The organism is Devosia sp. Z11_6 (assembly GCF_058133665.1).
This window is the reverse complement of the sequence record NZ_JBYUNQ010000002.1, coordinates 106,249-118,979: the sequence shown is the minus strand read 5'-3', so window position 1 is coordinate 118,979 and position 12,731 is coordinate 106,249. Positions and strand designations below refer to the sequence as shown.

The 12,731-nt window shown below is 63.4% G+C and carries 16 protein-coding genes; 10 read left to right on the top strand and 6 right to left on the bottom strand.

Translation table 11 applies throughout. The features are described from left to right. Positions 1–37: 37 nt before the first annotated feature. Complete coding sequence (locus AC3YMN_RS05840) at positions 38–826, top strand: siderophore ferric iron reductase (protein ID WP_489889291.1); 789 nt, start codon at positions 38–40, stop codon at positions 824–826. Here the strand turns inward: AC3YMN_RS05840 and AC3YMN_RS05835 are convergent. Beyond that, entirely contained in the window at positions 823–1,341 is a 519-nt protein-coding gene (locus tag AC3YMN_RS05835; protein ID WP_173088703.1) for an SH3 domain-containing protein, read from the bottom strand. The genes AC3YMN_RS05840 and AC3YMN_RS05835 overlap by 4 nt on opposite strands. Positions 1,342–1,500: 159 nt before the next feature. On the opposite strand from AC3YMN_RS05835, the gene AC3YMN_RS05830 reads away from it, so the two are divergent. From AC3YMN_RS05830 to AC3YMN_RS05815, 4 genes are read left to right on the top strand one after another with little or no spacing between them, the layout of a single operon-like run. Beyond that, a complete protein-coding gene (locus tag AC3YMN_RS05830) occupies positions 1,501–2,526 on the top strand; it encodes a 2-hydroxyacid dehydrogenase (RefSeq protein WP_489889290.1) in 1,026 nt (341 codons plus the stop codon). Between the two features lie 57 nt (positions 2,527–2,583). Beyond that, positions 2,584–3,003, top strand: a complete 420-nt coding sequence (rbfA, locus tag AC3YMN_RS05825) for a 30S ribosome-binding factor RbfA (RefSeq protein WP_172121950.1) — start codon at positions 2,584–2,586, stop codon at positions 3,001–3,003. Beyond that, positions 3,000–3,902 carry a tRNA pseudouridine(55) synthase TruB gene (truB, locus tag AC3YMN_RS05820; RefSeq protein WP_489889289.1) on the top strand — a complete coding sequence of 301 codons (903 nt, stop codon included), beginning with the start codon at positions 3,000–3,002 and terminating at the stop codon, positions 3,900–3,902. Before rbfA ends, truB begins: the two co-directional genes overlap by 4 nt. A gap of 59 nt (positions 3,903–3,961) precedes the next feature. Continuing rightward, positions 3,962–4,135 (top strand): hypothetical protein, encoded by a 174-nt coding sequence (locus AC3YMN_RS05815; RefSeq protein WP_489889288.1) that lies wholly within the window; start codon positions 3,962–3,964, stop codon positions 4,133–4,135. Here AC3YMN_RS05815 and AC3YMN_RS05810 read toward each other — a convergent pair. Next, a complete protein-coding gene (locus AC3YMN_RS05810; protein ID WP_489889287.1) occupies positions 4,132–4,881 on the bottom strand; it encodes a phosphatase PAP2 family protein in 750 nt (249 codons plus the stop codon). The genes AC3YMN_RS05815 and AC3YMN_RS05810 overlap by 4 nt on opposite strands. 153 nt (positions 4,882–5,034) lie before the next feature. Between AC3YMN_RS05810 and AC3YMN_RS05805 the strand changes: the two genes are divergently transcribed. Both AC3YMN_RS05805 and AC3YMN_RS05800 read left to right on the top strand, forming a co-directional pair. Beyond that, positions 5,035–5,988, top strand: a complete 954-nt coding sequence (locus AC3YMN_RS05805) for a diacylglycerol/lipid kinase family protein (protein ID WP_489889286.1) — start codon at positions 5,035–5,037, stop codon at positions 5,986–5,988. Further along, on the top strand, positions 5,985–6,815 hold the full coding sequence (locus AC3YMN_RS05800; RefSeq protein WP_127751745.1) for a metallophosphoesterase family protein: 831 nt from the start codon (positions 5,985–5,987) through the stop codon (positions 6,813–6,815). Before AC3YMN_RS05805 ends, AC3YMN_RS05800 begins: the two co-directional genes overlap by 4 nt. Before the next feature lie 151 nt (positions 6,816–6,966). Here AC3YMN_RS05800 and AC3YMN_RS05795 read toward each other — a convergent pair whose 3' ends face one another. Continuing rightward, positions 6,967–7,137, bottom strand: coding sequence for a hypothetical protein (locus tag AC3YMN_RS05795; RefSeq protein WP_172121954.1), 171 nt, complete (start codon positions 7,135–7,137; stop codon positions 6,967–6,969). Between the two features lie 143 nt (positions 7,138–7,280). After that, complete coding sequence (locus tag AC3YMN_RS05790; protein WP_489889285.1) at positions 7,281–8,033, bottom strand: Crp/Fnr family transcriptional regulator; 753 nt, start codon at positions 8,031–8,033, stop codon at positions 7,281–7,283. 116 nt (positions 8,034–8,149) lie between these two features. Here AC3YMN_RS05790 and AC3YMN_RS05785 point away from each other — a divergent pair, with 116 nt between their 5' ends. Next, complete coding sequence (locus AC3YMN_RS05785) at positions 8,150–8,530, top strand: hypothetical protein (RefSeq protein WP_489889284.1); 381 nt, start codon at positions 8,150–8,152, stop codon at positions 8,528–8,530. A 1-nt stretch (position 8,531) separates the two neighbouring features. Here AC3YMN_RS05785 and AC3YMN_RS05780 read toward each other — a convergent pair whose 3' ends face one another. Further along, a complete protein-coding gene (locus AC3YMN_RS05780; protein ID WP_489889283.1) occupies positions 8,532–8,999 on the bottom strand; it encodes a 5' nucleotidase, NT5C type in 468 nt (155 codons plus the stop codon). Positions 9,000–9,214: 215 nt separating this feature from the next. Between AC3YMN_RS05780 and rirA the strand changes: the two genes are divergently transcribed. Both rirA and AC3YMN_RS05770 read left to right on the top strand, forming a co-directional pair. Then, positions 9,215–9,709 carry an iron-responsive transcriptional regulator RirA gene (gene rirA / locus AC3YMN_RS05775; protein ID WP_127751748.1) on the top strand — a complete coding sequence of 165 codons (495 nt, stop codon included), beginning with the start codon at positions 9,215–9,217 and terminating at the stop codon, positions 9,707–9,709. 128 nt (positions 9,710–9,837) lie between these two features. Then, complete coding sequence (locus tag AC3YMN_RS05770) at positions 9,838–11,652, top strand: ABC-F family ATP-binding cassette domain-containing protein (RefSeq protein ID WP_489889282.1); 1,815 nt, start codon at positions 9,838–9,840, stop codon at positions 11,650–11,652. Here AC3YMN_RS05770 and AC3YMN_RS05765 read toward each other — a convergent pair. Then, on the bottom strand, positions 11,649–12,704 hold the full coding sequence (locus AC3YMN_RS05765; protein WP_489889281.1) for a LacI family transcriptional regulator: 1,056 nt from the start codon (positions 12,702–12,704) through the stop codon (positions 11,649–11,651). The two genes, AC3YMN_RS05770 and AC3YMN_RS05765, sit on opposite strands and share 4 nt — an antisense overlap. Positions 12,705–12,731 lie beyond the last annotated feature (27 nt).

The following is a 12,731-nucleotide window of genomic DNA, read 5'->3' as shown; positions in this document are numbered from 1 at the left end:
GCGATAGGTTAAGCCCTGCTTGTTCCGGACCTTCCCAGTGACCGCCCGTTCGTTTTTGTTTCCGCCCAATGATGCCGATATCGCGCTAACCCGGCTCCTGGCCAGGGCGGCCGAGGTCACCGGCTTTCTCAAGGGTGCGCCCGGGAGCCACAAGCCGGGTTGGTACCGGCACGGGCTCGATAACGGCCCCATGCTGCGCGACCTCTACGACGCGCTGGCGCAAGCCTATCCGGCGGGTGGGCCCGCCTTTTGGGCGGTGCGGCTGTGGACCAATCTGTTGTGGCAGCCGGCTTACCTGGCGATGATCGCCGTGCATGCCCATGGCGGCGTCCCCGATCTCCGCGCGATGTCGCAATGCCGGCAGATGCTCGACATCAACGGCTTTCGCCTGCCACCCGGGCCGCAGCGGCAGGGCGAGGTCGAGGCGATGATCGGCTGGGCCACGGCGGACTTGAGAGCCACGGCCGAAACACTCCTCGAGGAGATCAACACGATCGTGCGCTTCAAGCCCGTGCCGGCGCAACGTTTGCTCGCCGCGCGGGTGCTGGGGGTCGTGGCGCTGCTGGAACGGATGCAGCCGGGGATTTCGCCCGACGAGATCAGCCGCCATGCACAGAACTGGCTTGCGGCACTGGATCTGGTCGGGCAGGGAGCGCTGGAGCCCGTGGTGCTGACGGATGGGCGCCAAAAGCTGGTGTTGGCGCGCAAGGGCTGTTGCCTTGATTACCTGGTGTGGCCGGACCGGCTTTGTGCGTCCTGCCCCAAGCAAACCAGGGCGGTCCGGCTGGCCCGCCAATGCGCCGAGCTCGAGGCCGAAGCGGGCTAGTTGAACACTTCGTCGGGGTAGACGCCCCAGATTTCCTCCTGGTGCAAGAAGCCCGAATAGGTCGCGGTGCGCTGCCCGTCGCCGCCGGCGGCGCTGACTTCGCACCAGGTGCCATCGCATTCCTTGATCTGGACGCGCAGGCCCGCGCCAAGTCGAGCGCGCACGCCCGAATCGTCGTTCATGCCCGAGCGCAGCGCGATCTCGCCATTGGCGACGACCGGCGCGACATAACCGGCGCGATTGCCTGACAGCAGGTTCTGGTGCACCCAGCCCTCGTCGCCATCCTGGTCGCGGATCTTGCGCCAGGTATCGAACTCCTGCACGATTTCCACGGGAATGCCGGACTGCCGGTAGATCCAGGCGATGTCGTATTTGGTGCCGGGGCCGACGCGCACATTGATGGGCGTCGAGCGCGTGCTGGCAAAGCGGGGCAGGGGCAAACCGCTGGGATTGTCGGCCTGCGCCCAGGCCTGGACCGGCGTGAGGGGGCCCGGCAGCGCCAGCAGCGCTGCCATAATTGAAACAAGTGCCAAACGGGCACGGGACCGCATTGCGCTGCGGAACACGCTAAACATGACTTTGCACAAGGAATACATTTGTCCTATCACTAAGGCATGATCCTTAATGGTCGCTGAAAACGGAAGGCCTTGTCCTCCGCCACGCATCGGGACTGCATGACCGGCACGAAACCCAAAGTCCTCGTTACCCGCCGCCTGCCCGAAGCGATCGAGGCGCGTATGGCGACATTGTTCGAGACCGACGTCAACGAGGCCGATGGCATTCTCGCGCCCGCCGACATCGCCGAAGGCTGCATCGGCAAGGATGTGCTGGTATGCTCCATCACCGACCGGATCGATGCGTCGCTGATTGCCGCACTGCCCCCTTCGGTGCGCATGATCGCCCAGTTCGGCAATGGCGTGGACAATATCGATGTGGAAGCGGCCTGGGCCGCGGGGTTGACCGTCACCAATACGCCCAGCGTCCTGACCGATGACACCGCTGACATGGCCATGGCGCTGATGCTGGCGCTGCCGCGCCGGCTAGTGGAAGGCACCCAGATGCTGATGCGCGATCGCGCTTGGGCGGGCTGGTCCCCGACCTCCATGCTGGGGCACCGCCTGCGCGGCAAGGCGCTGGGGATCGTCGGGATGGGGCGGATCGGCACCGCGGTGGCGCAGCGCGCCCGCGCCTTTGGGCTCAGTATCCATTATTGGTCGCGCAACCGGCGTCCGCCGGGCCTTGAAACGCCGCTGGGCGCAACCTTTTGGCCAGATCTCGATGCCATGCTCGGGGCGGTCGATATTGTTTCGCTCCATACGCCGCTGACGCGCGAAACGCTCCAGATCCTGGGCGCCGAGCGGCTCGGGCGGATGGGCGCGGGCAGTTTCGTGGTCAATGTGTCGCGACCTGAACTTGTGGACGAAGCAGCGCTGGTGGCGGCGATCGAAGCGGGCCATTTGAGCGGGGCCGCGCTTGATGTGTTCGAGCATCGCCAGGGCATTAATCCCAAGCTCCTGGCGCTGGCGGAAAACAACAAAGTCGTTCTAACCGCCCACATGGCCTCCGCGACGATCGAAGCGCGGGTGGAGATGGGAGAAACGGTGATCGTCAATATTCGCGCCTTCATGGATGGCCACCAGCCGCCCCATCGCGTGCTGCCCGATGGCGTGCCCAAACCCGCTCGCCTCGCTAGCGCGTGAGCAAACGGCAGGCGCTGGGGCGTTGACTAGGACCCGGGGAGGGCCTAAGGGGCCGCAATGAGCAGAGACCAAAAACCCCTCGGGCCAACCCAGCGCATGTTGCGCGTCGGCGAACTGGTGCGGCACGCGCTGGCCGCCATTTTCGCGCGCGGCGATGTGGAAGACGATGCACTGCATGGCGCGGTGATCACCGTGCCCGAAGTGCGCATGAGCAATGATCTCAAGATCGCCAATGCATATGTGATGCCGCTGGGCGGCGAGCATGCCGAGGAGATCGTGGCGGCGCTGAACCGGCATCGCAAGTTCATCCGCGGCCAGGTGGCGCCGCAGATCAACATGAAATTTGCGCCCGAGCTGCGCTTTTTCGTCGACGAAACCTTCGAGGAAGCCAGCCGGATCGATGCGCTGCTGCGCTCGGATCGCGTGCAGCGTGACCTGCAGGCCGGCGAGGACGACGAGGACGATACGCAAGCGTGAGTGCCCCCAAGCGCATCAAGCGCCCCGTTTCGGGTTGGGTGGTGCTCAACAAGCCATTCGACATGACCTCCACCCAGGCCGTCGGCAAGGTGCGCTGGCTGTTCAGCGCCGCCAAGGCTGGCCATGCAGGCACGCTTGATCCCCTCGCGACCGGCATCTTGCCTATCGCCTTAGGGGAAGCGACCAAGGCGGTGCCGCAGGTGCAGGATGGCACCAAGCGCTATCGCTTTGCCATTCAGTGGGGCACGGCGACAACCACGGACGATGCCGAAGGCACAGTTGTGGCCCAGTCGGAGCATCGGCCCTCCGAGGCCGAGCTGAGTGAGGTGCTGCCGCGCTTCACCGGTGAATTGCTGCAGCGCCCGCCAATCTTTTCGGCGCTCAAGATCGACGGCGAGCGCGCCTATGACCTTGCGCGTGCTGGCGAAGCGGTGGAATTGGCACCTCGCCCTGTCCAGATCGATACTATCGAGCTGATGGAGCATGGCGCGGAACGCTCGGTGCTGGAGGTAACCTGTGGCAAGGGGACCTATGTGCGCTCGCTCGCGCGTGACATCGCCGAAGCCTTGGGCACGCGGGGCCATGTGGGTATGTTGCACCGCGCGGCCGTTGGGCCCTTTACCGACGCTGACGCGATCACCATCGAGCAGCTCGAAGCGGTTGAGCTGGAGGCGCGCGACGCCATGCTCCTGCCGGTTGCGGCGGGACTGGTAGAGCTGCCCGAGCTGCGGCTCGATGCGCTGCAGGCCAATGCGGTGCGCCACGGCAATGCGGTGCTGCTGACCGGCGCACGCGCCCCGGTCACGCTGGATGAAGCCTGGGCCAGCCATGCCGGTAGGGCCATTGCCACTGGCTCGGTGCAGTTCGGCCAGTTCCAGCCACGACGCGTCTTTAACTAGGCTCGCGAGGGAACCCCACCCTTTGCCTCGGCTTAATGGTGCACAACCAGGAGGCAGAGATGATTGAAGACAAATTGCGCGAAACCATTATCGGCGAATTGCAGCGCCAGGCCAGCAACCAGCCTGAAAAGCTCAAAGTCACCGCTCAGGACGATCGGCTGCGCGTCGAAGGCGACGTCAATCTCGATGATCTGGTGATGGCCGTCTTGGGCTCGGTGGCCGGCGGCCCCTAGGCGGTCCGGTCGCTCAAGGTTTCAGCGGGAGGTTGCTCGACATGCCCCCGCTTTTGCAGCCAGATGGCAATAACGCTCCAGAGAAGCGCCCAAGCGGCGCCAATGCACCAGCCGGCTAGAATATCGCTGGGGAAATGCACCCCAAGATAAAGCCGGCTGAACCCGACCAAGAGGGTGAGGAAAACCGCAGCGCTCAGGGCATAGATCTTGAGCGCCAGTGTCGGTGCCAGCCGCGCCAGCAGCGCGCCGATCGAAAGATAGGTCACCGCCGAGAGCATCGAGTGCCCGCTGGGAAAGCTCGAGGTGAACTGGTGGGTAAAGGATTCAAGATCGGGGCGGGGACGGTCGTAACCCATCTTGAGCAAGGTGCTGAGCGCCGTGCCGCTCAGCACGCACACAACCATGAGAAGGGCCGCATGCCGCAGGCCTGCCAGCACCAGATAGATCGCCACGCCTACGACAAGGAGCCCGAGGCAGGCGAAGCTGCCCAGCGCGGTGACGTCGCGCATCATCTCCTGCACCCACAGCGGCCCGATCAACTGATGGCTCGGGTCGGGCGTGCGGAACAACATCAGGAGGGCGGTGTCGAAGGCCTCGGTATCGCCTTCGCTGACCTGGTCGGCCAGTGACAGAAACGCCAGCACAAGCCCGCTCACCACTGCGATGCCAGCCAGCACACTCGCTTCCCCACGAGCGAAGTTGATGACGCTGCGCAGGTTCAACAATTGGGAAAGCGATCTTGCCATGTTTGCCTCTATTGGTGGGCGAGCAACGCCGCCGGAGGTCGCGATGTTCCACAATCGCAGGTGAGCCTTGTGGTGCGACGCCGCTGCATTGAACCATAGCGCGCTCTCACCGTTGTGTGACAGCGATTCCCCTCCTTTCAGCGGGCGACACTGATGGTCGAACGACATTTCCACGTGATCCTTAACACCAATGCCGGCACGGCCCATGCAACCGGCACGACGGGTGAGACGCTGGCGGCCATGTTCGCCGAGGCTGGGCTGGAGGCCACCATCGACGCCGACGGTGACGCGCCGTTCAAGGAGCGCATCGAGCGGGCGCTGCAAAGCCCGGCCGACACCATTGTGGCCGCAGGTGGCGATGGGACGATCACCGCGCTGGCTCACGCGCTGGTGGGGACGGACAAGAACCTAGCCATCCTGCCGCTCGGGACCGTCAACCTGCTGGCGCGGGACCTGCATCTGCCGCTGACAGTTCCCGACGCGGTCAAGCAGCTGCAAACCGCCGAGTTGCGGCGCATCGATGTGGGGCAGATCAACGGGCAAACCTTCCTGCATAAGGTCGTCATCGGCACCATTCCCGGGGTAGCAGCCGGGCGCGAGCATATTCGCGGTACCATGAGCATCGGCACCAAGATCGCCTTTTTCCGCTATTTCACTCGCCGCCTGGCGCGGGCACGGCGCATGGCCGTGCGCATCGTGCCGCGCTCGGGCGAGGCGCGGGTGGAGCGGGTGCAGTCCATTGCCGTGTCGAGCAATGCCTATGAGGAGGGGTTCGGCAAGTTCTTTGCCCGTAACCGGCTGGATCGCGGGAGCCTGACGCTTTATGTGATCAAACACCTCAATCTGGGTGACGTGGCGCGGCTGACAGCGCGCATGTTGCTCGGACGGTGGCGTGACGACGAGGCTCTCACCATTGAAAGCGTTGACGAATTGACTATCGAAACCCGCAAGAAGGCGCTCAAGGTAATGTTGGACGGAGAGGTCGAGACCTTCTCGACGCCCTTGCATTTCAAGATCCTTCCCCTGGCGCTTTCGGTGCTGGCACCGGCTTCCTCCGAAGCGCCCGCCGATGCGCCCCTCCCCCTGGAGGAGGGGCTGGCTCCATGAAGGTCGTCCATCTCTCCGACTTGCATTTCGGCAAGCATGACACACGCATATCCGCAGGGTTGGCGGCCGATATCGAATTGCAACAGCCCGATCTGGTAGTGGTGAGCGGCGATTTTGCCCAGGTCGGCAGTCGGGAAGAGTTCGTTACCGCGCGAGCTTTTCTCGATTCCCTGAGCGCGCCCTATTTTGCAGTTCCCGGCAATCACGACGTCCCGGCGATCAATCTGGTACGCCGGTTCCTCAACCCTTATGGTCTTTACCGCCGCTATATCGCTGAGGAGCTGGAGCCGTTCCTGGAGCTCAATGGCGTCGCCTTTGTGGGTATGCGCACGTCTCGCCGCATGCGGCTGGAATGGAACTGGGGCCATGGCACCATTTCGCGCGATCAGCTGGAGCATCTTGAGGAGCGGTTCAGCAAGGCCTCTCCCGATGCGATCCGAGTGGTCGTTGCCCACCATCCACTGCTTTATCCCACCCAGCCCATGCAGCAAACCGAGGCCCGGATCGTCAAGCGTGCCGACGAGGCGCTCGAGACCTTTTCGCGTCTGGGCGTGCGGCTGGTGTTATCGGGGCATTTCCACCTCTCTTATGTGCGCAAGCACGAGGCGGTTGGTGCGGTCAAGGCAGGGGCGCCTACAGGACTGCGTAAATCGGCCGTGGCGCCGATTTTGGTGGCGCAGGCGTCTTCCACCATTTCCACGCGCCTGCGCGGTGAGCCCAATGCCTACAACCTCATTGATTTCAAGGATGGCATGATCGTCATCACCGTGAGGGAATGGGCGGGTGAAACTTGGAAGACGCGCGAAAAGGCCAGCGAGCCCGCTTGAGCGGTGTTGCGCGCGGCCCCTGGCTGCTGGGCGCCAAACTGCGCGCAAAAAAAGACCCAGAGCTGTGTGCATGGCTCTGGGTCTTGCTATTCTTTGGAGGTCGCAGTTGGCCACTGCTACATCTCAACGTCACAGGCGCGCAAACGGTTCCCTATGGTGCGCCTTTTTGTGCGCGCTCATTGTCCTTGTCGGCCTGTTCGGCGGCACCACGGGGCCCCGCCGGCTTGGGGGCACGATCGGCAACCGGGCTGTAGTTGGGATCCTCATCATCGACCGCCTTGCCGATGGGTTGAGCGGGTCCGCGCGGATTTTGGTTGGGCATGACTGAACTCCCTAGTCGCCGTCGACAGCAACAGTCAGGGTTGCAAGAACGGCAGTGGTTACGGCGATCAACATGATAGTCATCGATTAACTCGACTGTTGGGTGGTCATGGGAGAACAACACCCATGGGGCGGGGGCGTTCCCTACCGATCGGCACTAACTTGAGCGAGCTGGCCGCGCCGCAACGGCACCCCGATCAGGCGCTCATATTCGGCTTCCGGGACGCCGTAGCTGCCCTGGGCCACTGCTTCAAGCGTCGCACGGGAGACCACCTGCACATTGCCGCGCGTGGCCCGGATGGCGCCCAGCCCCTCGATCGTGTGCAAAGCGTCGGTGATCCCGGCGCGGCGCACGCCGAGCCGCGTGGCCAGCAATTCATGGGTGAGGGGCAGATCGTTGCGATCGAGCCGGTCATGGGTCATCAACAGCCAGCGCGCAAGGCGCTGGTGCACGCTGTAGCGGGCATTGGCGACCACTGAATGGATGATCTGCAATTCGAGCGCGTGCACGAAGCGGAGCAGCAATTGCATGGTGGCATGGTGCCCGCCAATGGTCCGGCGCAGCGCTTCGCCGCTGATCTGCCAGCCGCTGCCCTCGATCTGCATGGAAATTTCATAGGGACTGGTGCCCACCGAAAGCAAGGCCTGATGGCCAATCATCGCCTCGCGGCCAAGATGGGCGGCTTCGACCATCTGGTTGTCCCCGCTGCGCGCCACAGCCGAAGCGAGCCCGGCTTCCAGAAAGACGTGGCACTGCACAGCCTGCCCTGCTCCGGCCAGAACCGTATTGGTGGGCAGGCGCAAAAATTTGAGATGAGGATAAAGCGCAGCAAAGCTGTCTGCTGGCATGGTCCGTAGCAAATAATTGCCCATCAAGGGCTGGCGCGATTTGGGCACGGGGGCTCGTTTCTAGAGGGGAAAAGAGTGGCTGCAGACATAACTTACAGAAGCGCAAGTCGTTCGCTTTTTTCTACAGTCGGACGAGGGCAGGAAAAACCGGAGTAGTCGCACTGATGCGCAAGAAACCTTTGGTGATTGGCTGGACGCTGGTGCCGTCCGAGCGCATGGCCCTGCTGGCCCGCTTCGTGCCGGTTTATCCTGATGTGGTTGCCCACCATGTGACGCTGCAATTTGGGGCGTCCGCCTGGGCAGCGCTCCCCGTGGAACGAGCTGGCGACATCATCGGCCGGGTCGATGACGGCGTGGGTTTGGAAGCCCTGGTGCTGCGGATCGGCGGCACGAGCGATCGGCCGGATGGCGGGACCTACCACATCACCTGGTCGCTGGATCGAGGCGCCGGGCGCAAGCCAGCCGACAGCAACGAAGTCCTGGCTCGCTTGGGCTGGACCGACATCCCGCCGGTTTGCGTGCGATTGCTGCCCGGCCGGTTCTAGCTCAAATAAAGCCGCGCTCGCGCAGTTCGGCAATCGACTGGGCGGCACTGCGGTGATGCACGAAAATGCCGCCGGCTTCTTCCCAGAGATGCCGGTACTTGTCGCGGTCGTCCACCAGCACATCGCCGGGATGGGCATGTTCGCGCTTGAGGGCGGCGCTGGTGGTGATCACCGGCACACCGGGGAAATGCTCCTCGGCCCAGCGCCGCTTTTGCGGCTCGGCCCAATTGCCCCGGGGTAGGCCAGTCAGGATGATGGGGTTGAGATGCTTGACGGCGTCGAACAACTCCATGGCGTCAGGCAGGGGTTCGAGCCGCGCGAAGAACTCGGGCGCGGTTGCTAGGGCCTTCCAGAACTTGCCCAAGCCATGGCGGCGTTCATAGTCGCGCGTCGACATGCCGAAAATGGCCTCCGCCCCCTTGTCGAAATCGGCCAGAACGCCATCGCAATCCAGATAAACCTGCGCCATCCCCGTCCTCCTCAGCGCTTCAATGCGCAACGGGGCAAGTGGCTCCGCCTGCCCAGCATGAGGGGGATCGCGCAGGACAGCGCATGGCGGCGGTGAACTAAGTTGAATAGCGACATCATGTTTGGTTGACACATTTTAGAATGGTTATAAGGTGCAGCGATCAAACTATGCAGCCGCTCCGCGCTCCGCGAGAGGAGCGGACAGAAAGGTCGATCTTGAGACTGACGCGCCAATCCAACTACGCCATCCGCACACTGGTTTACTGTGCAGTTAACGAGCCGGGTCTGAGCCGCGTTGCCGACATCGCCCGCGCTTATGCCATTTCCGAGCTGTTTTTGTTCAAGCTGATCAAGCCCTTGGTCGAAAATGGCCTGCTGCGCACCGTGCGCGGGCGCAAGGGCGGCATTACGCTGGGCAAACCTGCTGACCAGATCACGCTGCTTGAAACGATCCGGCTGACGGAAGAAAATTTCGCCCTGGCAGAGTGCTTTGAAGAAGGGGCCGATTGTCCCCTGATCGGCGAATGCGACCTGAACGGAGCCCTGCGCGAAGCACTGGGGGCGTTCTTCACCGTGTTGGAAGGCTACACCATCGCCGATCTGGCGCACAAGAAGCGCTCGATCCGGGAGCGGCTTGGCTTGCAGATGCTCGAGGAAGTCGGTCAAGCCGACGAGATCGAGGAAATCGAGCCGGAAGCCAGCCCAGCCTAGCAACAGGCCCGCTGCTGCCTTATCTAGGCTGGTTGGGACCTTTGCGTCCCGACCGGCCCTTTGCGCTTGTCTCGCATTGATCCGCCCCCATCTTCGTGATTTATCGCGCCCAAACGCTTGGACGACTTATGGCTGCTGCCCCGCTTCTTTCCCTACAAAATATCCAACTGACCTTTGGCGGCACGCGCCTCCTCGAAGGAGCCGAACTGATTGTTTCCCCGGGCCAGCGCATTGCGCTGGTGGGGCGCAATGGCTCGGGCAAATCCACCTTGCTCAAGATCGCGGCCGGCGACGTGCAGCATGATGGGGGCGTTCGCTTCGTTGAGCCCAGCGCCACCTTGCGCTACCTGCCGCAAGAGCCTGATCTGTCGGCCTTTTCCACCACGCTTGAATATGTCGAGGGGGGACTTGGGCCGGGCGATGATCTTTATCGCGCCCAGTACCTACTGGAATCGCTGGGGCTGACCGGCACGGAAAATCCGAAAAACCTTTCTGGCGGCGAGGGACGCCGGGCGGCGCTGGCGCGAGTTTTGGCGCCAAAGCCAGATATCCTGCTGCTGGACGAGCCCACCAACCATCTTGACCTGCCGGCCATCGAATGGCTGCAGCAGGAACTCAACTCCATGCGCTCGGCCATGGTGCTGATCAGCCACGACCGTCGCTTCCTGTCCGACCTGACCCGCGCCACGGTGTGGCTCGATCGCGGGGTGACGCGGCGACTGGACAAGGGCTTCTCGGCGTTTGAAGCCTGGCGCGACGAAGTGCTCGAGGAAGAAGAGCGCGACCGCCACAAGCTCGACCGGCAGATCGTGCGCGAAGAACATTGGCTGCGCTATGGCGTGACGGCGCGCCGCAAGCGCAATGTGGGGCGCCTCGAGCGCCTGTCCGGGCTGCGCCAGAATCGTCGCGAGCAGCGGCGGGTCACGGGTTCGGTCAACATGCAGGTGTCCGAGGGCCGCACTTCCGGTGCGCTGGTGGCGGAAGCCGAGCACATCAGCAAGACCTACGGCGACCGGGTGATTGTCGCCGATTTCTCCACCCGTGTTTTGCGCGGCGACCGGATTGGCATTGTCGGGCCGAACGGCGCGGGCAAGACCACGCTGATCAAGATGCTAACCGGCCTGCTGCCGCCCGATAGCGGCACCGTCAAGCTGGGCGCTGCGCTCGAGATGGCGATGCTCGACCAGGGCCGCGCCAAGCTGCAGCCCGAAACGCGCCTCAAGGATGCTCTAACGGGCGGGGGTAGCGACACCATCCACATCAATGGCGAGCCGCGCCATGTGGTGGGCTATATGAAGGATTTCCTCTTCACCCCCGAACAGGCCAATACGCCCATCGGCAAACTTTCGGGTGGCGAGCGGGCCCGGGTGGCCCTGGCGCGCGCCTTGTCGCTGCCGTCGAACTTCCTCGTGCTCGACGAGCCGACCAACGATCTCGACCTTGAAACGCTCGATCTGCTCGAGGAAATGGTTTCGGACTATGCCGGCACCGTTGTGGTGGTGAGCCACGATCGGGACTTCCTCGATCGGGTTGCGACCTCCATCATCATTGCCGAGGGGGATGGCATATGGACCGAATATGCCGGTGGCTATTCGGATATGGTGATCCAGCGCGGCGCTGGGGTTAATGCCCGCGCCCCCATAACCAAGGCGACCCACCGCCCCGGCAAGACCTCGCTGGCGCCGGTGACTGCGGCAACCGGCAAGCGCAAGCTTTCCTTCAAGGAGCGGCATGCGCTCGAGAGCCTGCCCAAGGACATCGAAAAGCTCGAGGCCGAGATCAAGGCGATCAACCAGGCGCTGAACGATCCCAAGCTTTATGCGCGCGACCCCGCGGCATTTGCTGAAAAGTCCAAAGCGCTGGTTGCAGCCCAAAGCCGGCGCGACACCGCCGAGCAGCAATGGCTTGAACTCGAGGAACTGCGCGAAACGCTCGAGGGCTAGGCGCCGTCGGCCCAGGGGAAAACGGGTGTGTCGAGGGCGTGCAGGTCTTCGACGGGCTCGCCCGCAATCCGCCGCAGCAGCAGCGAGCCCAGATTGAAGCCGGCTTTGTTGAAGTCCTCGAACACGGTTTCGGCCCCGGGCTGAAACTGGGCGAAGAGGGGGGAGGCTTGCTTGGTCACCACATGCACGCTTTGGCCCACGACGGGGCCGCTGTCGTTGAGGCCGCCGATTATGGCGAGGGCTGAGAGCTCAGAGGCTCCGACATAGCCGTCGGGAGGATTAGGCCGCTTGGCGCGCTTGATCACATAGGTGCGGATGGCGTCGGTCGGGCTGGCCAGGGTGACATCAGCGGCGAATTCGCACTCGATGCCGGCCTCACCGGCGGCGCGGAGCATTCCCGTCTTGAGGTGTTCGGTATAGGTCAGCGCACTGTCGGGCAGCACGATCGAAACCTTGCGGCACCCCTTCTGCACTAGGCGCTTGACGGCGCCATAGGCGTAGGCCTCGTTGTCGAAATCGGCATAGGGATGCGCTTCGGGCCACAGGCAGCGGCCGTGACTGACAAAGGGGAAATCGTTATCCAGCAAGAAGCGGATGCGGTCGTCGAAGGTTTCCACCTTGGAAAACACCACCCCATCGGCCATGCCATTGCGAACGATGTGCCGGATCGGCTCGATCGAGGGCACATTGCGAAACAATGGCGTGATGATGAGATGGAAGGGCGTGTTGCGCATGGCTTCAGTCAGCCCGGCAACGATCGACGAGCCAAAGCCATAGATCTGCTCGTCGGGTTCGAGCACCAAGGAAAGGACATTGGTGCGCCCGGTCTTGAGGCGTAGGGCCGCTCGATCGGGCAGGTAGCCGATCTCGGCTGCGATCTTTTGCACGCGCTCGCGGGTGTCCTGGGCCAACTCGGGGGCATTGTTGAGGGCGCGCGAAATGGTGGTGACCGCCAGCCCGGTCATTTGTGCGATGGTCTTGAGCGTGGGCTTGCCCGAAGGCTTGGCGCCACGCTTGGGCTGCACAGGGGCAGGCAGGTTGTGCTCGGACACTTGCAACTTCCTCCGAGCCGGGCGGGC